We start from the raw sequence: 24,528 nt of genomic DNA, 5'->3' as shown, positions 1-24,528 counted from the left end.
AACATATATCGTGCATTGACAACATTTATTTACCTAAGACCCAAAAGGTCGCTTTATTTGTTTTAGTACTACTTGAAACCATACCAATGATTACTCAGACTAAAACGAAAATTAAATACTTCCTATTTTTTTTAATTGCATTTAGCTCATTTACGGGGTTTGCGCAATTAAGTGACCTTCATTATTTACCACCAATGAAGCAGGGTCAAAATAACCAAGGTATACAGAATCAAGCGATATATTTATCAACTCCAGAAACAACTCCTTTCAACGTATACGCTTATCAAGGTACTTCTAATACAATTGTAAGAACTATTACCATTGACAATCTTAACCCAGGTGTTTGGACATTAGGTAACGGTGATAACAATATTACCCTGGTAGACAACAATAATACTGGTACTGTACTTACCAATAGTGGTTTACGATTTATTTCTGCAGGCGGAGAAAAATTCTATGTCAATTACAGAGGTAAATCTAACTCACAAGCTGCATCATTGACAGCAAAGGGCAGACAAGCTATGGGTACCAACTTTAAATGGGGCGGGGTGCCTAACAAAGGTACTCATTCTTCTAAATCAAACACCCTAGGCATAATGGCTACAGAAGACAATACTACAGTGGTACTATCTGGTTATGATCCCGGTTGCGAATTTAGAGTAGGTGCTGACAGGGCTGGTATTACAGCCAACTCACATACCATAACCTTAAATGCAAACGAATCTTTTGTATATGAGACGTATATAGGAAATACTTACACTAAAGCCCATGAAGATGGTTGGATCGGGGCTTCTATTGTTGCCACAAAAGATATTGTTATTAGTAATGGTTCTATAAATTTTGGTAGTGAAGATGGTCAAAGCCATAGAGATGCCGGTATTGACCAACCTGTGCCTATTAATAAACTAGGTAAAGATTATGTTTTCATAAGAGGTAATGGTAATACGAACGGATTAACAGAATTTCCTTTGGTTATTGCCACGGCAGATAATACAAATGTATATGTAAATGGTAATACCACAGCAATTGCAACCATTGACAATGGTGAGTTCTTTAAAATACCGAGTACTTACTATTCTTCTAACACAGTTGGTGCCAATATGTTCGTTCAAACATCGAAAGATGTATATGCCTACCAATCAATGGCAGGATCAAGTAATTTATACACCCAAGGGTTAAACTTCGTAGCGCCAGTGAACTGTTTATTACCAGATGTAATGGACAACATACCAAATATTACAAATATTGCTGGTAGTATTGTAACTGGCGGACTTACAATTATTGCTTCCGTAAATACCATTGATACTAATATAAAAGTGTACGAAAATGGTGTGGAAATCTCAAAACCAGCATCTAACACCGTAACCGGTTCAGATGATTGGAAAACATTTTATATACCAAACTTAAATGGAAATATTAGTGTGACCTCAACAGGACCAATGGCTGTTGGTTTTTTCGGTTTCAATGGAGCTCAAGGTGTTGCCGGTTATTTCTCAGGGTTTGATACCGTACCGGAAGTAGTCTTAAAAATTAATGGTGGTACCGAAGGTGAGTGTTTTTCTGGTTCAAGTATTTTTGAGGCTTCAGATGATAATTTTGATGCCTACCAATGGTTTTTTGATGGTGTTGCCATCCCTGGAGCTAATGCCTATGACTATGCCGCAACTATTGCCGGTGATTACTATGTTAGAGGTACAAAAGGACCATGTACTTATGATTCTCAAACTATTAAAATTTTCTATTGCGAGCCAGATGTTCAAATTATAAAAACAGTTGACAAACCTGAGATTACAGAGGGGGAAACTGCCACCTTTACCATTAGAGCAGAGAATTTATGGTATTTACCAATTACTAATCTTCAGGTAACCGATAATATCCCTGCAGGGTTAACTTTAAAAGAGGCTTCTACGATTACAGGAACCTGGAATGGAAGTGTTTGGAATATTGGAACATTGGCACCAGGTGAAGTTGCATTTTTGACTTTAGAAGTAACCGCAGACGAAATAGATATCTTGCCTTTACTCAACCTCGTTAATATAGCTACCAATACTCAAAACCAAACGGACGCCAATATTACAAGAGATGAGCCCTCGGCCCGAATAATAGTACATAACGATTTTGATAATGATGGCGTTGTAGATAGCGTTGATCTAGATGATGATAATGATGGTATTTATGATTCAGTAGAACAAATGTGTATCATATCTAATGATGTGAATTTTACATCACCATCTAGTACTGTGCAAGGTGGTACTGCCGTAACAGAAATTTTCTCTAATTTCTATGGTTTTTGGAGAAGTTCTACTACTTCAATAAATCCAGTTTTGCCAAATTTATCACATGAATTGTTGGCATTCACTTCTGGAGGCACCACTTTTACCACTGGGGTTGCCGACGATAATCTTTATGACTCTAACGGAAATGGTTTGTCAGATGGCATAGACTCCAATAATGATGGAATTTCGGATATTTCAGCCACAGAATCTAGCTGGATGGCCCTGAGCCCTTCAAATACAATATATAGCGAGGCTACCTTTGAGGCTAATTTAAATGATGGTAATGATGATAATGCTCTTGGATTGACCATTGTTAATGACCCATCTACAGATCTATTGAATCCGTTATTGACCCACGGGCAAAACGGACTAGATCTTGGTTCTGGTATTGTCAATATTGGTGATACATGGACTTATGAAATAGATCCTATCGTAGCGACTAACGTTGGCGATGGTATACCAGATATATTATTAACCCAAGTTGCAGACCCAAGTGGTGTGGGTCATGTTGTAAGTCTTTATGATGCAACTGGTGCCCCACTAGGCAACTCAGTACGTGTGCAGGCTTACAGCGGCGGAGCACTTGCTAATGTTGTAGGTAGATATCGATTAGACATTTACCACGCAAACGGAAGCATCTTCTATAATAATACCACTAGAGATTACCGCTTGGCAACAGTAGAATTGTCAGAATTCGGTATTCCAGCTGCTAGTTTAGCTGACGTAGCTTATTTACGATTACAACTAAGTTCAAATGCAGATGTTGCATTCTTATCTTACAATACAGCATCCTTTTCCGGATTTTGTGCCAATCTAGATACCGATATGGATGGATATCCTGATCATTTAGATTTAGATAGTGATGATGATGGGTGTAGTGATGCCAATGAATATTATAAAGATGACGCAGCTGACGGCGGTGATGGTGGCGAATATGGAACGGGAGTTCCTGCAGTTGACCCAACCGATGGTACGGTAAATGCAGCATCTTATACTGAAGTATTTGCACCGGTAATTGTATTGGGTAACACCACTGAATTATTGGGTGGTACAGATATTAATGGCGAAGATGTAGATTTAGGGGATACCTACAACTATGTATTAAGATTTCAGAATACGGGCGATGATCATGCAACTGGTTTTACGATCAAAAATGTACTACCAGACAATGTAAGCTTAGATGATATAAATATTGATGATGCACCGGGTGTAACCAGTAGTTATGAAGAAAGTACTAGAACCATAACATTTACGATACCTAATACTTTAGTTGAAATTGATGACCCCGAGTATAAGATAAAAATAACGGTTTCTGTTGCAGGCGACTGTTCTGAATTCGTCGCAGCTTGTGCCTCTCAACTAGAGAATCATGCATATGCCAACTATTCTGGAACATTAAATACTAATACTTTTTCAGACGAAGATGGAAGTAACCCTGCAGGTGCATGTACCACAACTTTAGAAGTAGCGGCCAACAATGTATCTGATGCATTGGCAAATTGTAATGTTGCAAGAACAGTAGAACTTTGTGGCGCTAGCGGAACACTTTCTGCCGGTATTGGTTTTGACACCTACACTTGGGCGATTGACACCAATAATAATGGATCAATAGATTCTGGAGATACTATTTTAGATGACGGTACCTCAAACACGTTGACTGTAACTACCGTAGGTAACTATATTGTTGAGAAAACATCAGGTTCTGGTTGTGCTAACCACACAGAATTAATTACCGTAGAGCGTTATGGTGAAACACAGACCAACCCGATCATCAGTTACTTTAACCAAGTTAATGGCGACAGTAATCCTGATAATGATATTCAAGGTGAAATCGTAACTTGTTCAAATGACAACAACTCAATGCCACATATATTTCTTTGTGGTGATACAGATAGTGCATTTATTCAATTAGGAATAACCGATGCTTTGAGTATTAAATGGGAAAAACTTGACGAAACAAGTTGTAATGTTGCTAATTGTGGCGATGTAAGTGATGATTGTGCAAATACAGCTAGTGGTTGGACATGGAACGAAGAAACAGATGCAGATAATTTTACTGTAACCGATAGTGGTAAATATAGAGTAGTTATAGGTTATGAAGGCGGATGTTTTAGTAGATTCTATTTTAACGCATACCAAAATACCTTAGACATTCCTGAACCAGATTCGTCTGATATCATTTGTGATACCGAAGGTTCAATAAGAGTAATAGATTTAGGTAGTGGTTATGGCTACCAGTTATTCGATGTAGAAAATAACAATATAGCAGTACCGTTTAGCGCTGCTCAAGGTCCCAACTTTGCTATCACAACCAGTGGTACCTATAAAGTACAGATTACTCAACTAAATCCTTCAACAGGTGCACCTATTGAAAACAGTTGTGTGTTCGAAACCGAAGAAATTGGTATTGCAGAAAGAATTTTTGAAACAAAGCTTAGTACAACTCCATTTGATTGTACCGATGCAGGAACAATTTCTATACAGGCATTGAACGTTTCACCAGAATATAGCTATGAAATTTACTTCGATAATGGTAGCGGCGGCAAAGGAGCCTTGGTAACTAATAATTTACTTTCTTCTGACAATACGCATACGTTTACAGGTCTTTCAGCAGATGATTATGTTATTGTAACAACTACAACAGATGGTTGTAATGACGAAAAAACTATAACAGTAGACGAAATTCCTGAACTGAGGTTAACAGCAACAAATCAAGATAATATTACATGTACTCCCGGTGTTATTAATTTAACGGCAACTGGTGGTACAACAGGGTATGAATATGCTATCTATAGTAAAGATGGTGTAGCTCCATATACTGATGAAACTACCATTCCAGACTCAGATTTCACATCTAACCCATCCTTTTTATTCGGATATGAAGGCACCCCTTCAACATATGTACCTAATGAAAATGGAGAATATGTATTTGTAATTAGAGATGATAATGGATGTTACGGATTATCGAATATCGTACAAATGGAAGATTTGGGTACTATTACAATAAGTGCTTCAAATACTGATATTATATGTGCAGATTCTTCTACATCCGTAATGACGATTACTGCTTCTGGTGGCAATGCACCTTATAAATATAGTCTTGATGGTGGGATAACTTACCAAACAGAAAATTTCTACAACAACATAGCCGCAGGTAATTATATCATTACGGTTATGGATTCTAGCGGTACTGCGGGAAATGGCTGTACAGAGACTTACGAATATGAAGTTACCCAACCATATACATTAACGGCGTCGCCTTCTATTATAGAAGATGCGTCATGTGATACATCTGGTGCGGCAACCCCTACCGCTTTAGTAAAGATTTTAAATGGTAGTGGCGGTCAAGCTCCCTATCAATATAGTTTTGATGGTGGTAACTCCTTTTCTTCAATTATTGAAAGACGTTTAACACCTGGCAACTATCAATTAGCTATAAAAGATGCTTTGGGTTGTGAGACACCTTTAGAAATTACAGTACCTACAGCCGCTATAGACCCAACTTTTACTAATGATATTACTTATGAGTGCGATGGGGATGGTGTAGTAACAATCACCCCTTCTAACACAACAGACTTTACATATACTTATAAATTAAACGGTACAGATAACACACCATTAGATAGTAATGTATTCAATGATGTTGCTTCAGGTACTCAAACAATAACAGTTGGCTATACCAGTTCAATTGCTGCTGAGCAGAGCACATTATTTCTTGAGGATTTTGGAGCTGGTGTAACTACACAGATTGCAGAAATAGGTCCAGGATATTGCTACGAACCACAAGATGGTACAGATACGGACTGTAATTTAGGTCCTGCCGGTATTCTTGTAAATGCTGAATATGCGGTTACCAATAGAATAACCAACCCAAATGCTTCTTGGAGAAGTCCTAATGACCGTACAGGTGTAACCGATGGTAGATTTATGGCAATTGGGGTAAGTACCTCTGCAGGTAATAACAATATTCTATGGTCAAGAACAGGCTTAGAAGCACTTGCTAATCAAGAAATAACGATATCATTCTACGCCTACAACATATTAATTGATAATGCTTCGGGTAACGACCCAGAAATATTGGTAGAATTGGTTAATGGTTCAGGTACTGTAATCAGTAGTCAGGCAACAGCAGCTATTCCGCAAAATAACAATGCAGACGATTGGCATTTAAGAACGGTAACGTTTAACCCTGGTGCAAATACTGCCGTTGGTGTTGTTTTACGTACCAACCTTGATAGTGACAATGGTAACTTCTTGGTATTAGATGATATTCAGGCGTCACAGACTCCAGAGTTATGTGAACAAACACAAAATATTTCAGTAATTGTAGAATCTGGAAAAACTTTTGAAGTAGCCATTTTAGGTAGTACTGACCCAACATGTAACGGTAGCAATAACGGTAGTATTCGTTTTGAAGTTTCTAATTTCGATCCTGCATTCGGATATCAATATTCTGTAGACGGTGGTACAACTTGGACAACGGAAACGACATCTCCAATTACTACTCCTTCTACCCTTTCAGATGGTACATATAACATTATGGTCGAAAAAATTGACGATAATACATGTACGGCAACCTCAGCAACTTCAGCAACGTTGACATCACCAAATGCATTAACAGCAGATCTTCAACAAAAAGCAGAATTTACATGTTTTAATACAGGTGCTACTTTACAAGCATCTGCAACTGAAGGCACACCTGGTTATGAATATCAATTAGAATTAACCGATAATACTATTATTAGAGCCTTTACTCCCTCAGCACAATTCTTAAATGTGCCTGCTGGCGAGTATCATGTTAGGGTTAGAGATCAGAATAACTGTGAAGTTATTTCAACGACTACAGTAAACGTAATTCAACCAGATACTATAGCTTTTGATTTAACAGCTACACAATGTTATGATGGTCTAAGCAACGGTACGGTAACAGCTACTGTAACCGATGGTAATGGTAATTATTCATTTAGAATTAATGGCGGAGCGTGGCAAACACCTTCTCCTATTACCAATATAAGTTACACCTTCAACAATTTATCAGAAGGTACGTATGATGTAGAAGTAAATGACCAATTTGGTTGTGCAACTTCTATTCAATCTATAACTATAGCGCCTACAATTTCGCTTAGCGTAGTGGCCGTAAATGCAAGTTTATGTGCCGATGGTTCATTAATTGCGACAGCATCGGGTGGAGATAATAATTTTGTCTATGCTTTCATTCCTTCTGGAAATACAGTTACCGATGCTGATTTCTCTGCTAGTAATACTACTAATATTCTATTAGCCGATATTGGACCTTATGATATTTATGTAAGAGATAAAGCAAATGGTACTGATGCTTGCCAAACTATGGTTACGGAAACTATTTCGGCAAACCCAGTATTGGATATATCAGCAGTAGCCACTGATCCAGATTGTCATAATGGCACTGGTAATATTGAAGTTACTATTAACGACGGACTTTCTCCTTTCGATTATAGATTGATAGATGTGACTAACGGCACACCAGATCAAGTACAAACGAATGTAGTAGGAACTACTAAAACATACTATAACCTGGCACCAGGTGAATATGACGTTGTAATTACAGACGAAGCAGGATGTTCAGAAACAGAAACTGTTACTATTACAGCACCAATTGAATTAACTGCAGATGCAGAAGGAAGAACGCCAGTTGCATGTACAGGAGATCCTAATGATTTCGGGTTTGACATTCTTAATTACCCAGCTACCTTAGGCACATTAGAATTTAGTGATGATGGTGGCGCAACTTGGCAAACATCTGATCAATTTAGAGGGTACACCTCAGGTCAAGAAGTTGAACCATCTATAAGAACAATAGATGGCAGCGGAAATACTATCTGTAAGACAGATTTACCAAGATTAATCATCCCTTATCCTTTAGATGATCTAGACATAACTATACTACCGATCATTGTAAATTGTAATGAACTACAAGTAAGTGTTCGTGGTCAAAATGGTACTGCGCCTTATGAATATACGTATTCAGAAGACCCTGCCAATTTCAACATAATTACCCCTGTTAATGGTTGGACAACATCTTATGCTGCAGGAACAACACATACATTTAATAATTTAGTGCCAGGCAGAACTTATGCGTTCTATGTAAGAGATGCTGTTGGTTGTGTTAGACAGAGTAGTGTTAACGTAAATGATATTATTACCAACCCAATGGATATTACATCAGTTATTACTCCTGCATGTGAAGGGTCAAGCAATGGATCAATAACGTATACCATTACAGATACAGATGGTTCCATAGAGCCTGATATGGAATGGTTTTTATATGATGTAGATGGAAATGTAATAAGAGATAGTGGCGGCATCATTAGCTTTAGCAGTACAATAAATGTAACCAGCTTACCAGAAGATGAATATTATATTGAAGTACAACAATATAATGGCGGAGCTCCACAATGTATAAGTGCGAGTGAAAATGAGATTTTAGAAATGTTGGATGAGATTACAGGAATCACAAAATCTATTCAAGATATTTCTTGTGAAAACGCTGGATTAATTTTAATCGAGAATGTACAAGGCGGTGGAGGTTCTTACTTCTATACGATTACAGGTCCTGCAACATTCACAACTATTACAGCAACAGGTGATAACCCTATAGAAATACCAGCAGGATCACCTGCAGGAACATATACGGTTAATGTAGAGGATCAATATGGTTGTTCGTATGCTCTTAATGATGTTATCATGAGTTTTACAGCAGCACCAACTATTGATAATGTGGTGATTGCAAATTGTGATACAAATGCATCGGTTACAATATTTGCTACAGGTGATGGAACTATTCTTTATTCTTTAGATGGTGGTATTTCGTATCAAAACAATGGCGGTATATACAATACTGTAGCAGCTGGTAGCTATACTATATTTATAAAAGATGCTACTGGTTGTACAGATGACACAAATATTGTGGTACACCCTACCCTACAAGCATCAGCTAGTTTAGACAAACAATTAGGTTGTGATGCCGGTTTTGAGGCAGAAATAGCTATTGAAGGTATTTCAGGTTCTGGAAATTATGAGTTCGAAATTCTTGACAGTTCATCAGCAGATGTTGAAACAAGACAAACTCTTACAGGTGGAGCAATGAATGTACCAGTAGGCGTTCCGGATAATACGATAGATACAGATTATACGGTCAATGTTTATGATATTGGTACCGCTTCTCCAAATTGTTTTAGAACATTTACGGTGACCATACCTGCGGCTATTCGTCCAGATTTCACCGCATCTCCTATTGAGGTTAGTTGTTCAGGTGCTGATGACGGTAGTATTGAATTGGTACAAGTGAATAACGGAAACAATCCTTTGACCTATGTTTTAAACCCAATGCCGGCAACTGCATCATGGGATGCAGCTACACAATCATTTATTGGTTTACCTGGTGGTTCTTACGATGTAACCGCTAGAGGTCCAAATAACTGTCCTATAGTAAAAACAGTGGTTGTAGATGAAAATGCAGCTGTAACATTTACTGCTCCGGTTCCAGTACAATTTGGTTGTGCTAACGGTAATGACGGTGACAATGCTACAATAACAATAGACGCAAGTTTAATAAATGGTGGTAGCGGAACATATGATCGTTTTGAATTCATTGATGATGCAACTTCGACTGTGCTACAAAACAGCAGTAATTTAATCTATACCCACACAGATGCGGCTGGTGGTGATATTATTGTTCGTGTATATGATGACGAAGGTTGTTCTGCAGAACACATAGTTACCATAAACCCTTATGATACATTTATTGATGCAACTGTAAATGTAGATAGAGATTTAGATTGTGTAAATAGCGGAGAAAACATTACTATTAATGTAAATAGTACAGTGACCAATACGACTGCAAATCTTGCTAATTATGAGTTTAGAATATTACCATCTGCAACATATCAAACAGGTGATAACGTATTTACCAACTTGGCAATTGGCACCTATACTATTGGTATTAAAAATTTAAATACTGGTTGTGAAATAACACGAAATCATATTGTAGAAGATCCTAATACTTTTAGTATTGAAGTCAATAAACTTTCTGATGTAGTATGTTTTGGAACAGATGGGGCTATTGAAGTAACATTTACAGATGCTACTTATGCAGGTGATTTCAACTGGGAAGTTGTAAATGCTGATGGAACAGCTACTGTACGTACAGACGATGACGGCATATTTACAGGAACAGGAACAACAGCTTCTATTCCGGTAGCTGCGGGTAGTTATATTTTAAGAGCTTCACAAGTTGGAACTCCTGAATGTATACAAGAGCGATCTTTCACAATTGCCTCTCCTACAGCTCCAATAACTTTAGCGTCAATTTTGACTAAAGATGTGGGTTGTAGTAATGATATGGGAAGTGCCAATATTATACCTAACGGCGGTAAAGCTCCGTTCAATATAATAGTAACACATACAACCTTAGGCACTACATATACCGCCAATCAAGTAAATGGTAATTTATTCACTGGTCTTAGTGATGGTCAGTATACGGTAGAAGTAACAGATAAATTAGGTTGTGCAGTAACTTTTACGAATGCGTTTACCTTAACTCCGCCAGAACCGATTGTTGCTAATATTCAATCTATTGTAGGTTTAGAATGTGAAGGTGATACAGACGGAATAATTACTGCAGCGTTTACGCCAAGAGTAGTATCAACAAATTACAGATACATTCTTAAAACGTATGATGGTGATGGACCAGGTGCTAACCTTTTACAGACTTCTAGTTCTCAGACCACAGCAACATTCATGAATTTAAGATCAGGTTACTACACTGTAACTATTCTTGATGATTTGAACTGTTCTGATGAAACCAGTATCGTTGAAATTGCTGAACCGGTTGAGGTTAAAGGTCAATTGATTACTGAGCAAAGAGCAACATGTCTAGATGATGCGCAACTTTTATTAACTGCTTCTGGCGGTACAGGACCATATATGTGGAATACCGATGGTACATCTGCTTTCAATGCAATGAACGAAACTAATGGACCAAACACCCATCTATTTACAGGTGTTCTACCAAATACATATCAATACTATATTCAAGATAGCTTTGGTTGTGTATCAGTATTAAGTAATAGTGTTACAATTAATCCGATTATAGCGTTAACCGTTACTCTAGATAATGACAACCCAACTATTAGCTGTAATGGTGATAATAGCGGAGTTATAAATGCAGAAGCGCAAGGCGGATTAGGCAACTATCAATATGCTTTATTTTCTGATGCAGGGTTCACCAATGAAGTTCGTGCAAATCAAACAACAGGTCTATTCACAGATTTATTGGCAGGATCGTATTATGTAAGAGTTCAGAGCGATGATTGTGAAGTATCTTCTTTGTTGATTTCGATTACCGAACCAGACGAACTTCTTATTGACACGGCTAACACTACAATTAACGATGTTACTTGTAATGGACAAGATGATGGTGTTATTACAGTGAATATGCTTGGTGGTTCAGGTGCATATCAATATGCTATTTCTCCAAACTTAGATCGTTTTAGTGATGACAATACATTTGACGAATTGGCGCCAGGTGATTATATTATTATAGCACAAGATACTAATGGTTGTTTTGAACTTATTGAAGCCACTATTGAAGAGCCTGAAGTGTTAGAAATTACAACTGCAACCACTCCTGAAATTTGTGTAGGTGAAGAAGACGGTACAATTGACTTATCAATAATCGGTGGTACTGCTCCATATAGTACTCGTTTAGAAAGTGAAACAGATTTTGTACAAGACAGAATAAGTTTCACCAACTTGGCAGCCGGTGATTACATCATTTATATAGAAGATGCGCAAGGTTGTGAAGAAACTATTATAGTTACCATTGACCCAGGTGTAGATCTTGGAGCTACTGTTGAGCCGGTTTACGGTTGTAATGGTACATTCCCTAGTAACTATGTAAATATTATTCTAAATGATTTAAGTATAGAAGATGATGTACTATTTGGTTTAGATACTGTAGATCCCTTAGAAATGCAGTTAACACCGATTTTCAGAGATTTGACTCCCGGTACTCACTACATCAGTATTTCTCATGCTAATGGTTGTTTAACCACATATGATGTTGAGATATTGGCATTTGACCCTCTTGAAATGACCGTTGAAGAAAGTAACATTAACCAGATAACTGCAACAGTTGCGGGTGGTAGAGAAAACTACACCTTCTATTTCGAAGATGAAAATAGAGGTTCTGAAAATGTGTTCTATATTACCGAGACTGGTACGTATGAAATTACTGTTGTTGATGAAAATGGCTGTGAAGTAACAGCAAGTATTTTCATTGAGTTCATAGATATCGAAATTCCTAATTTCTTTACTCCGAATGGTGATGGTCAAAACGATTTATGGATGCCAGATAACATAGAAATTTATCCAGAAATTTTCATTAGCATCTATGATCGATACGGTCGTACAGTCTTCACCTTCAAGGATAATGAAGACGGTTGGGACGGATTCTATCAAGAAAATGAGCTGCCAACTGGAGATTACTGGTACGTTATCAAATTAAATGGTGCTGCAGATACTAGAGAGTTTGTAGGAAACTTTACGCTCTATAGATAAATAATTTAACAGAGGTAGCTAATTCAGCCACCTCTGTTATTTAACATATAACCACTTATTACTAGGGTTTTACAACTAATCTTTGTGATTTAATCAAGATTTAATTTTCTTTATTTTTAAATATTTTACCCGGGCAAGCTTATTATGAAGCAAAAGCATTTTTTATTTATTTTATTGATGATGGTTTCTTCGGTTGGATTTTCCCAGTTAAGTGATCTTCATTACTTACCGCCATTAAAACAGGGTAGTAACAACTCATCAGTCAAAGAACAAGCCATTTATCTTTCTACTCCAGAAACAACCGCCTTTACAGTTAATGCTTATATTGGATCAGCTACAACACCAGATGCAACATTCTCTATTTCTAATATATCTCCCGGGGTTTATACATTGGCCAATGGTGACAATGATGTTACCATGGTAAAAAATGGTAACACAGGTATTGTTATAAACAATAGCGGACTCCGATTTGAATCTCCAACAGGTGAAAAATTCTATGTAAATTATAGAGGTACCTCTTCAGCACAAGCAACATCTTTAACTTCTAAGGGAAGGCAAGCCTTAGGTACAAAATTTAAATGGGGCGGCGCGCCAAATTATGCAACTACCTCAGATATATCAACATCATTGGGGATAATGGCAACAGAAGATAATACGGTAGTAGATATTACCGGCTATGATTTTGATTGTGAATTTCGCTTGCAAAACGATAGAGATGGAATTACAAGTGATAATATCCAAATTACTTTAAACAAAAATGAAAGTTTTGTGCTTGAAGCCTATACGAACGAAACTTCGGCGAACATAGATGGGTGGCTAGGCGCCTCCATAGTTTCAACTAAAGACATAGCCATTAGTAATGGTGGTTTAAATTACGGGGTTGTATCCAGCTCATCAGGCAGTAGAGACGCCGGTATAGACCAACCAGTACCAATAAATAAAATTGGTAAGGAGTATGTATTTATAAGAGGGAATGGACAAAACAGTACAGAATTTCCAATTATTATCGGTACTCAAAACAATACCGATATATTTGTTAATGGTTCCACTACCCCAATAGCAACTATTAATAATGGTGATTACTTTTTGGTTCCTGGTTCAAATTATTCAAGTGGTTCACCAGGCGCCAACATGTTGGTCACTACTTCAAAGGATGCCTATGCGTATCAAAACTTAGCAGGTAGTTCTGGGGTGCAGACCATCGGGTTAAACTTTGTTGCACCTGTCAACTGTTTATTACCAGATAATTTAGATAACATTTCCGATATTACAAATTCAGCCGGCACAACTCTTACCGGAGGTATTACCATCATTGCATCTACATCAACGCCTGACGGAAATATTACGGTATCAGATGGATCAGGAGCCGTAACACTGCCAGCTTCTTTATCGGTTGCAGGATCTACAGATTGGAAAACATTTTATATTTCTAACCTAACAGGAAATGTAAGTGTACAATCTACAGGACCAATTGCTGTAGGTTTTTTTGGTGTAAATGACAATCGTGGTATTGCAGGCTATTTCTCTGGATTTGATACCGTACCCGAAGTTGACCTGGAAGTTAATGGAGGTGGATGCTTACCTGGTGCGTTAATCAGCGTAGTTGATGCCAATTTTGATGCGTACCAATGGTACCAAAACGGATCTATTGTTACGGGGGCTATATTTTCAAGTTACAATCCTAGTGAAGCTGGCGACTATTTTGTAAGGGTTACCAAAGGTGGTTGTACCTATGATTCTCAACCTATTGCAGCTTACTATTGTCTGCCAGACGTGGTTATTAAAAAAGTTGCAGATACAAATACAGTATCAGATGGTGAAATGGTAACTTTTACCATAACTGTAGAAAGCTTAGGAGTAAACCCTATTTCAAATGTTGTAATCACAGATGTTTTACCTGACGGTATTTCATTTATATCATCATCAGTTTCAAAAGGGAATTTTTCTTATCCAAACTGGTCTGTTGGTGTTATGGACAGCGGAGATTTAGAAACCTTGACTTTAGTAACACGGGTTAATTTACCCGATGTAAATACTTCTACAGCAACATACACTAATAATATTAGTAATTCTCAAGACCAAACAGATACTAATATTACCGCTGATGACCCGTCAGAAACGATAACTGTGAATTTTAATACTCCTAAAACAGTAATTACTAACAGAAGAATTACCTTTAGGGCAACAGCAAATTAATATCTTTTGTAACATTCCGTCAAGTTTATCGTCAAGTATACGTAACCAATCAAAAAACACTTGGCGTGAGTACTATTCTAACAGTCAATCATCTTACCAAAAAATTCGGGCACCTTACCGCTGTAAAAGATTTATCGTTTACTATAGAAAAAGGTAATGTTTACGGAATTCTAGGTCCAAACGGTAGCGGCAAATCAACTACCCTTGGCATTGTATTAAACGTAGTCAATAAAACCAGCGGAGAATTCTCTTGGTTTGGCGGGGATACCTCAACCCATGAAGCACTAAAAAAAGTGGGTGCCATTATCGAACGCCCAAACTTCTACCCATACATGACGGCTTTGCAAAACTTAAAATTAGTTTGCAAGATTAAAGATGTATCAGAAGATAAAATTGAAGAAAAGCTAGATTTAGTCGGACTCCTGGACAGAAAAAACAGCAAATTCCGGACTTTTTCTCTTGGGATGAAGCAGCGCCTAGCTATTGCCTCTGCCCTACTGAACGATCCAGAAATATTAATTCTTGATGAACCAACTAACGGTTTAGATCCTCAAGGTATTCATCAGATTAGAGAAATCATAAAGACAATTGCTGCAAAAGGAACAACAATTCTATTGGCATCGCATTTATTAGATGAGGTGGAGAAAGTATGCTCGCATGTAGTCATTTTAAGAAAAGGTGAAAAATTATATTCTGGTAGAGTAGACAGTTTACAAGCCAGTTTCGGCTTTTTCGAATTAAAATGTGATGATTTGGAAAAGCTAACATCATATTTGAGCACTAATGAACATTTTGGCAGCATAAAACAAGAAAATGGTTTGGTTACGGCAATTTTAACTTCAGAACTAGATGCACAATCATTGAATAAACTACTTTTTGATAAAGGCATTATCGTATCTCATTTAGTAAAACGAAAAGAAAGTTTAGAAGAGCAGTTTCTTGCCTTAACTAAAAATGCTAACGCCTAATACACTACCAACATGATACGATTACTTCAAATAGAATTCATAAAACTTTGGAACAACAGGGCTAGCAAGGTTTTGATTATTTCATATTTTGCACTTTTAACCTCTATCGCATTGGTAGCGGCCATAAAATTCGATATAGGCCCCATAAAGTTTCATTTAGCAGATCAGGGTATTTTTAACTTCCCGTATATCTGGCATTTTAATACATTTATCACCGCATTTTTTAAACTATTCTTAGCCATTGTTATTGTTTCAATGATGTCTAACGAATACAGTAATAAGACGATAAAACAGAATTTAATTGACGGTCTCTCAAAAAAGGAATTCATCATTTCAAAATTCTTGACCGTCATTACTTTTTCACTAGTTTCTACCATATTCGTTTTTATAGTTTCTTTAATTTTAGGGCTTGTTTACTCTGATTTTAATGAATTATCTATCATTTTCACCGATTTAGAGTTCCTTTTAGCCTTTTTTATTAAACTAACAGGTTTCTTCTCTTTCTGTCTTTTCTTAGGTGTATTGGTAAAAAGGTCAGCTTTTGCTCTTGGTTTTTTAATTCTATGGCAGGTATTCGAAGGAATTTTCAGAGGTATCATTCGATGGAAGTTTTTTGATGGTGAAACTACAGATGTTATCATGGGCTTTTTTCCATTACAGGCAATGTTCAATCTTATAAAAGAACCATTCTCTAGATTAGGTGCCGTACAATCTGTTGCCAATCAAATGGGAGAAAAACTCGCGTTAGACTATTACATACATTGGCATGAAATTGTGATTGTTATGGCATGGATAGCCATTTTTATTTATGGATCTTATTCAATTCTTAAAAAACGTGACCTTTAATTCATCACACGTATCAGACAATTAATCCTATTTAATAGGGTTCTGAAAGAATAGATTTTCATTTTGTAGTATATTGTATTGTTTACGAATATGCTATGAAAAAGAAATGGGACTATAGAATACCCCAAATATTGGCTGCGCCAATATTTTTCATAGTTCTGTTATTTGCCGTTTTTAAAACATCGGCACAAGAATGTCCCGCTTTAGTTAGTCCTGCCGATGGCACCACGTTAGTTCCAGTAGATGCTACCATTAGTTGGGAAGCAGTTACAGGTGTCCCAGGTTATATTATATCATTAGGTACAACAGAAGGCGGTAATGATATTTTAAATGAGCGAAATGTTGGATCTGCCACAAGTTTTACACCCGCGACAGGGTTACCAGAGAGTACCGAAATATTCATCACCATTACCCTGTTCTTTTTCAATCAACCGAATATTGTTTGTGATAGCCAACGTTTTACGACCGCAGCCTTAAGCGAAGTACCTAATTGTAGTACATCTATTAGTCCGGCAAACAACGCCTTTGAAATAAATACAGCGACTAATATCTCATGGAATGCCGCACCAAGTGCAACAGGATATTTTATAACGATTGGCACCACACAAAGTGGAGATGAAATTCTTGTACGTACCGACGTGGCAAATACGTTAAGCTATAATCCAACAACAGAATTACCTACCGAAACTGATATTTACATTACAATTATACCTTATAACAGAATTGGTTCAGCAGTTAATTGCAGCTCTTCGGTCTTTACAACGGCTGCGGCTGCAGTATTACCTATATGCACAAGTATGATTTCCCCTTTTAATGGAGAAACGAATGTACCATTGAGCCCGACGCTAGAATGGAATGCAGTACCTAATGCAACGGGTTATAGAGTGTCTATAGGTACATCACCTTTCGAAAAGAATATTTTGGAAGATGCTGTTTTTTATAGGACCTCCACCCTGATTATCGATTTTGAACCTAACCGAACATTCTTTATATCGATTTATCCTTTTAACGAAGCAGGTGAAGCAATAGGTTGCACTCAAGAAACCTTTTCTACACTTGTTGGCTGCGGACCCTATTTTGACCCTTTAAGTGGCGAATTGTTGGTTTTAAATCCTGTTTTGACCTTTCCAGATACCATTACAATATGCTTAAATAATGAGCTCGATTTAATTACGGCAACTGATGAAGCTGATGGCTTTAGGTGGTACAAATTAGATGATAGAGGTAATGAAACATTAGTATCAAGTAGTTCTGAAGTTATGTTAGATGAAGAAGGTCTATATATTTATGAGGCTTATGATATTATTGAGGAGTCAGACAGAATATTTGAATGCGCTTCATCAAAAACCTTTCAAGTATTTATATCTGAAACTCCTGTTATAGAAAATGTAGCGGTAAAAATAAGTAGCAATTTGCTTAATTATGAAATAACTACAACCACAAATGGTAATTTTGAATATTCGTTAGATAACGAATACGGTCCTTATCAAAATTCTAATCGCTTTACCGACATTGCATTACAGAACCATATTGTTTATGTTCGTGACAAAGCAGGCTGTGGTATTACAGAACGTTTTGTTGAGCTAGACTTGACCATGAACGGATTTCCAAAATTCTTTACCCCAAACGGTGATGGCATCAATGATTTTTGGCAATTTATACCACCTGTTGAAACTGGTGAAAATAATATATCGGTAATCTTTATATTTGATAAATTCGGTGCACTACTTGCCCAAGTAGTTCCAAATACAAATGGCTGGAGCGGAAACGTAAATGGCAAAGCACTTCCCGAATCAAATTACTGGTTCAAGGCTATTGCCACAAATAATAAAATTATCAAAGGTCATTTTAGTTTGAAACGATAAATTAATTTATACAAAATGAATATTAAAAAAATGTCTTTCTTCTTGAGGTTGTTATGTCTCTTTTTGACAAGTGCATTTTTACATGCTCAAGATTGCACAGAATTTACTTTCCCAAACAACGGTGCAGGTAACATTGAAGTAAACACAACACTAACTTGGACCGAAGTATTAGGTTATAACGGCTATATACTTTCTATTGGTACCACTGCGCAAGGCACTGATATTTTAGACAGAAAACCTATTGGCACTAACCCTTTCTACACTCCGCCCTTAGGTTTACCAGACGACACCACTATTTACGCGACATTAAGTTTAGTTCCCTACGACGGTCCGCCAATCATCTGTGACAAACTTGTTTTTACAACGGTAGAAGTTACCACACCCCCTACTTGCTCCATATTAATCACTCCAGATAATAATGCAGGTAGTGTAACTATTATCACAGATATTGAATGGGCATATGTGCCGACAGCTACGGGCTATTATTTATCTATAGGCACAACACCAAATGGTAATGAGCTAGTAAACAATCTTGATATTAAAAATGAATTGAGATACAACCCGCCGGAAGATTTACCACAAAACTCAAATATTTATGTAAAAATTGAACCCTATAATGATATCGGAATTGCCACATCTTGTACTGAAGAGATATTCACTACCAGTTTTGCCGTTTATGTTTGCGACCCTTATATTTCTGAAACTACCGGCGAGTTAATATATAGGGCTCCAATTATTAATTTACTCAATATTGTAGGTATATGCAGTGACGAACTACCCTATACCATTTCATCGAACGATAATGCCGATGGTTTTAGATGGTATTTAACAAATAGCGGTAGCGAAGAAACATTGCTATCAGAAACACAAAGTGTAGCTATTTCTGCGCCAGGTAAATATCGGTTTGAAGCATATAATAATATTACTACCGACGCGGGTGATATTGAATGTATAAGTTCCAAACTTATAGACGTAGTAGCATCGGAAGAAGCTACAATTACAGCAATAAATGTCAACAACTTACCTTTGGGAAAAACAATATTAATTTCCGTGACCGGTGGCGGACAATATGAGTATTCATTGACCAGCCGAGATGGTCCTTTTCAAGATTCGCCAATGTTCGTAGAAATGCCAACTCGTAATTACATTGCTTATGTACGAGATAAAAACGGATGCGGAACAACAGAAAGGTTGGTAGACAGAGATATTTCTAAAAAAGATTTTCCTTCATTTTTTACTCCTAATGGGGATGGTATAAATGATTATTGGCAGTATGTACCGCCCATTGAAAACTTTGAATCTGTTATAGACGTAATACATATTTATAATCAATTTGGCAGTTTAATAAAACAAATCAGCCCAAATAGTATGGGATGGGACGGTAGTTTTAATACTAAGGAAATGCCTCAGTCGGATTATTGGTATAAAGCAACTTTTATTAATCAGCAACCTATAATGGGTCATTTTTCATTAATCCGATAGACGTAATCATTATTCTTATTGCACTCTTTTAAATGGCACTTCTTTCGTAATTTTATAGCATGAAATTCAAAGTAGTATCAGACTTCAAACCCACTGGGGATCAACCAAATGCCATTAAAGAATTGGTAAAAGGCATAAATGATAAGGAAAAATATCAGACATTATTGGGTGTAACCGGTTCTGGAAAAACCTTTACGGTAGCCAATGTTATTGAAGAAGTTCAAAAACCAACACTTTTATTAGCTCACAACAAAACCTTGGCTGCCCAGTTATATTCGGAGTTCAAGCAGTTTTTTCCTAATAATGCGGTGGAGTATTTTGTGTCTTATTACGACTATTACCAGCCAGAGGCATTTATACCAACAAGTGGTGTATATATTGAAAAAGATCTTTCCATTAATGAAGATATTGAGAAATTACGCCTTAGTACTACCTCTTCGCTACTTTCAGGAAGGCGAGATGTCATCGTTATTGCTTCGGTTTCTTGTTTATATGGTATTGGTAACCCCGTTGAATTTCAGAAAAATGTCATCTCTATAAAAAAAGATCAAGTTATTGCCAGAACCAAGCTAATGCATCTATTAGTGCAATCGCTCTATTCTAGAACTATGGCGGAGTTTAAGAATGGTAATTTTAGGGTAAAAGGTGACGTTGTTGATGTTTTTCCAAGTTATGCCGACCATGCCTATAGAATTCACTTTTTCGGCGATGAAATTGAAGAAATAGAAGCTTTCGATCCATTTAATAATAATATTATAGAAGTTTACGAGACACTTACTATTTACCCGGCAAATATGTTCGTGACCTCTAAAGATGTTTTACAGAATGCCATTCATAGCATACAAGATGATTTAGTCAAACAGATAGACTACTTTAAAGAAATTGGAAAGCCATTAGAAGCAAAAAGATTAGAAGAACGTACCAATTTTGACTTAGAAATGATACGTGAACTTGGGTATTGCTCAGGTATAGAAAACTATTCTAGATATTTAGATGGTCGAGAACCGGGCACCAGACCTTTCTGTTTGTTAGATTATTTTCCCGATGATTATTTAATGGTAATAGATGAAAGTCACGTAACAATACCTCAAGTACATGCCATGTATGGCGGTGACCGCTCAAGAAAAGTAAACTTGGTAGATTACGGTTTTCGTCTACCAGCTGCAATGGACAATAGACCATTAAAGTTTGAAGAGTTTGAAGCATTACAGAATCAGGTTTTATATGTAAGTGCGACACCCGCAGATTACGAATTACAATTGAGTCAAGGGGTTTATGTCGAGCAAGTAATTAGACCAACCGGACTTCTAGATCCGATAATCGAAGTAAGACCTAGCTTGAATCAAATTGATGATTTGGTAGAAGAAATTCAAATTCGTGTTGAAAAAGATGAACGGACATTGGTCACCACTTTGACAAAAAGAATGGCAGAAGAGTTGGCTAAATATATGGACAGAATCAATATTCGATGTAGATATATTCATAGTGATGTTGACACTTTAGAACGTGTAGAAATCATGCAAGATTTACGAAAAGGTATTTTTGATGTGCTTATCGGAGTGAATTTATTACGTGAAGGATTAGACTTACCAGAGGTTTCTTTAGTGGTTATTTTGGATGCTGACAAAGAGGGATTTTTACGTAGTAATCGTTCGTTAACACAGACAGTCGGTAGAGCTGCAAGAAACCTAAATGGACTAGCAATTATGTACGCAGATAAGATTACTGCAAGCATGCAAAAAACGATCGATGAAACAACTTATAGAAGGCAAAAACAGATTCAATATAACACGGATAATAATGTAACACCGACTGCTTTAAACAAGAGTTTAGACAATGTGCTTTCTAAGAATTCGGTCTCTACTTATCACTTCATAAAAGAAGAGTTAAGAGCTGCTGAGCCAGACATGGATTATCTCACTAAAGAGCAAATAGAGAAGCTCATAAAAGACAAGAGAAAGGCTATGGAAAAAGCGGCAAAAGAGTTAGATTTTATGCAAGCGGCGAAGTTAAGAGATGAAATAAAGTCGCTACAAGAACAAGAGTAGGTCTATTTTCATCCATTTACACCAAAATAGATTAAATCTCTATTTTTACTTTATATTATACTACATTAAATACTGGATAATAAATAGTTAAGTGTAATTTTTAGACAAGACTAAATATTCTGATATCTATATAAAATGAAAAATTTAGTGAATTTATTGCTTATTGCAATGTGCATAAGCAGTAGTTTAAAAGGCTTTTCACAGAAGTTAAAAAGCGATGACATTAAAGTAATGGTCGATGAAAATTTCATGACAGCTACTACGAATTTACATCATTTTTTAAGACTACCAAATGACGGTAATTTTCAAGAACAAATTGAAAATAATAAAGCGTGGTGCGATAGTGTTTTTAAGAATTTAAAATTCAAAACTCAGACCATAATTACCGATGGCGCACCCCTACTCTTTGCCGAAAAAATATTTCATAAAAACAGAAAGAGCATCCTATTTTATTTGCAAATTGACGGGCAACCAATCGACCGATCTGAGTGGTCTCAAAGCGATCCTTTTGAACCCGTATTTAAGACCTTAAAAAATGGAGAATGGACAACTGAAGAATTCAATTTTAATCAAAAAAATATACCCGATGATTTAAGAATTTTTGCCAGATCGGCATCCGATTCTAAAGGTCCGGCTATGTCATTAATTTCAGCAATGAAAATCTTACAGGAACAACAAATCAATCCCGAATACAACATTAAAGTAATCATGGATTTTCAAGAAGAACTTGGCTCACCAGATTTACCAAAAGCAGTTCTTAAAAATAAAAACTTATTACAATCAGAAATGTTGTTGATTATGGACGGCACTAGACATCTTTCTAATTTACCGACGTTGACATATGGCGCTAGAGGAATTACCACAGCAACAATTACGGTTTTTGGTTCGACCGATGCATTGCATAGCGGTCAATATGGAAACTACGCACCGAACCCCGTTTTTAAAGCAGCACAATTAATAAATAGTTTCAAAGATGAAAAAGGCATAGTTCAAATTTCTGGGTTTTACGATGGTGTTCATTTATCTGAACGTGACAAAGAACTACTTGGTGCTATACCAGAAAATATGGACAGTCTTAATTCGAGACTAGGCATAGCCGTTTCTGAAGAAGTTGCAGACACCTATCAAGAGGCATTACAGTTTCCATCTCTAAACATTAGAGGCTTAAAAGCAGGGTGGACAGGCAAAGAAGTCCGCACTTTGATACCCGAAGAAGTTATCATAGAAATAGATATGCGATTAGTACCTGAGACGCCAGGGGAAAGACAAATTAAATTACTACGGGCGCATATTAAAAAAGAAGGTTTTCATATAGTCGACTCCATACCCACCGTAGAAGAAAGAGCAGCTTACCCTAAACTTGCATCGCTTAATTACAGAATTGGCTCAAAACCGTTTAGAACCGAAATGGATAGTTCAATAGGCAAATTTTTAAATTCAGCTTTGACTAAAGTATTTGGCAACACTGTAATAAATATGAGAACTACCGGCGGATCCCAACCCATGGCTCCATTTATAGAAGCATTGAATATACCAGCAGTATCTATTCGAATACCTAACCCAGATAATAACATACATGCCCCTAACGAAAACCTAAGAATGGGTAATTATAGAGAAGGCATAATTTCATGTATTGCTGTATTGACCGAAAAACTACCATAAAAAAAGTGCCTTAATTTCTCAAGGCACTCTAACTAAACAACTCAAACCAAACTAATAAGGATACTAACTAAAACTTACTTTAACTCAATCATTCTTTTTGGCTTTGGTAAAGCCTCTTCTTTTTTCGGAAGATTAAATTTTAAAATCCCGCCTTCATAAGTAGCTTCTATTTTATCAGTTGCAACTGTATCAGGCATAGTAAATGCTCTTTTAAAAGACGAGATAGTAAACTCCTTACGCGTAAAATTTTCTTTTACTGCAATATTCTCCTCTTTGACATCTGCTGAAATTGTGAGCACATCCTTATCAATTTCAATTTTAAAATCCTCTTTTAACCTGCCAGGAACAAAAAGCGCTAACTCAAAATCTTTTTCATTATCCTTAATATTTACTGCTGGTACAGTTGCGCGTGAATTCTCAGTTCCACCAAACCAATCTGGTTTAAAAATTTCGTTCATTAATGACGGGAACAAAACATCGTTTCTCTTTGTTAAACTCATAATAGTATTTTTTAAATAAATTAATTTAATAGTCGATTTGAATAGAACAAATGCTGTACCAACCAAACTAACATGACAATATGGCG

Annotated in this window: 9 protein-coding genes; 8 read left to right on the top strand and 1 reads right to left on the bottom strand. The window is 36.6% G+C overall.

Translation table 11 applies throughout. The annotated features are described in order from the left end of the window. Nucleotides 1-86: 86 nt before the first annotated feature. From CLV90_RS07635 to CLV90_RS07600, 8 genes are all read left to right on the top strand, one after another. A complete protein-coding gene (locus CLV90_RS07635; RefSeq protein ID WP_133686868.1) occupies nucleotides 87-12,875 on the top strand; it encodes a T9SS type B sorting domain-containing protein in 12,789 nt (4,262 codons plus the stop codon). A gap of 144 nt (nucleotides 12,876-13,019) precedes the next feature. Next, nucleotides 13,020-15,071, top strand: a complete 2,052-nt coding sequence (locus tag CLV90_RS07630) for a DUF11 domain-containing protein (RefSeq protein WP_133686867.1) — start codon at nucleotides 13,020-13,022, stop codon at nucleotides 15,069-15,071. Between the two features lie 65 nt (nucleotides 15,072-15,136). Further along, a complete protein-coding gene (locus CLV90_RS07625) occupies nucleotides 15,137-16,039 on the top strand; it encodes an ABC transporter ATP-binding protein (RefSeq protein ID WP_133686866.1) in 903 nt (300 codons plus the stop codon). A gap of 12 nt (nucleotides 16,040-16,051) precedes the next feature. Continuing rightward, nucleotides 16,052-16,885, top strand: a complete 834-nt coding sequence (locus CLV90_RS07620) for an ABC transporter permease (RefSeq protein ID WP_133686865.1) — start codon at nucleotides 16,052-16,054, stop codon at nucleotides 16,883-16,885. 95 nt (nucleotides 16,886-16,980) lie between these two features. Beyond that, nucleotides 16,981-18,750 (top strand): T9SS type B sorting domain-containing protein, encoded by a 1,770-nt coding sequence (locus tag CLV90_RS07615; RefSeq protein WP_133686864.1) that lies wholly within the window; start codon nucleotides 16,981-16,983, stop codon nucleotides 18,748-18,750. Between the two features lie 15 nt (nucleotides 18,751-18,765). Then, the gene (locus tag CLV90_RS07610; RefSeq protein ID WP_133686863.1) at nucleotides 18,766-20,232 is read left to right on the top strand and encodes a T9SS type B sorting domain-containing protein; all 1,467 of its coding nucleotides are present in this window, start codon (nucleotides 18,766-18,768) and stop codon (nucleotides 20,230-20,232) included. A gap of 59 nt (nucleotides 20,233-20,291) precedes the next feature. Then, nucleotides 20,292-22,280, top strand: a complete 1,989-nt coding sequence (gene uvrB / locus CLV90_RS07605) for an excinuclease ABC subunit UvrB (RefSeq protein WP_133686862.1) — start codon at nucleotides 20,292-20,294, stop codon at nucleotides 22,278-22,280. Between the two features lie 135 nt (nucleotides 22,281-22,415). Continuing rightward, the gene (locus CLV90_RS07600) at nucleotides 22,416-23,942 is read left to right on the top strand and encodes a M20/M25/M40 family metallo-hydrolase (protein WP_133686861.1); all 1,527 of its coding nucleotides are present in this window, start codon (nucleotides 22,416-22,418) and stop codon (nucleotides 23,940-23,942) included. A 74-nt stretch (nucleotides 23,943-24,016) separates the two neighbouring features. On the opposite strand, the gene CLV90_RS07595 is transcribed toward CLV90_RS07600, so the two are convergent. Beyond that, entirely contained in the window at nucleotides 24,017-24,442 is a 426-nt protein-coding gene (locus tag CLV90_RS07595) for an Hsp20/alpha crystallin family protein (protein ID WP_133686860.1), read from the bottom strand. Nucleotides 24,443-24,528 lie beyond the last annotated feature (86 nt).

Source organism: Maribacter spongiicola (assembly GCF_004364165.1).
GTDB classification, from domain to species: Bacteria; Bacteroidota; Bacteroidia; order Flavobacteriales; family Flavobacteriaceae; genus Maribacter; species Maribacter spongiicola.
The sequence above is the reverse complement of the archived record's forward strand: the minus strand, read 5'-3'. Positions and strand labels throughout refer to the sequence as shown.

What these genes read in the sequence shown, in the direction of transcription:
- CLV90_RS07635 (WP_133686868.1), top strand. Translation starts at nt 87, where the DNA reads ATGATTACTCAGACTAAAACGAAAATTAAATACTTCCTATTTTTTTTA.
- CLV90_RS07630 (WP_133686867.1), top strand. Translation starts at nt 13,020, where the DNA reads ATGAAGCAAAAGCATTTTTTATTTATTTTATTGATGATGGTTTCTTCG.
- CLV90_RS07620 (WP_133686865.1), top strand. Translation starts at nt 16,052, where the DNA reads ATGATACGATTACTTCAAATAGAATTCATAAAACTTTGGAACAACAGG.
- CLV90_RS07615 (WP_133686864.1), top strand. Translation starts at nt 16,981, where the DNA reads ATGAAAAAGAAATGGGACTATAGAATACCCCAAATATTGGCTGCGCCA.
- CLV90_RS07610 (WP_133686863.1), top strand. Translation starts at nt 18,766, where the DNA reads ATGAATATTAAAAAAATGTCTTTCTTCTTGAGGTTGTTATGTCTCTTT.
- uvrB (WP_133686862.1), top strand. Translation starts at nt 20,292, where the DNA reads ATGAAATTCAAAGTAGTATCAGACTTCAAACCCACTGGGGATCAACCA.
- CLV90_RS07600 (WP_133686861.1), top strand. Translation starts at nt 22,416, where the DNA reads ATGAAAAATTTAGTGAATTTATTGCTTATTGCAATGTGCATAAGCAGT.
- CLV90_RS07595 (WP_133686860.1), bottom strand. Translation starts at nt 24,442, where the DNA reads ATGAGTTTAACAAAGAGAAACGATGTTTTGTTCCCGTCATTAATGAAC.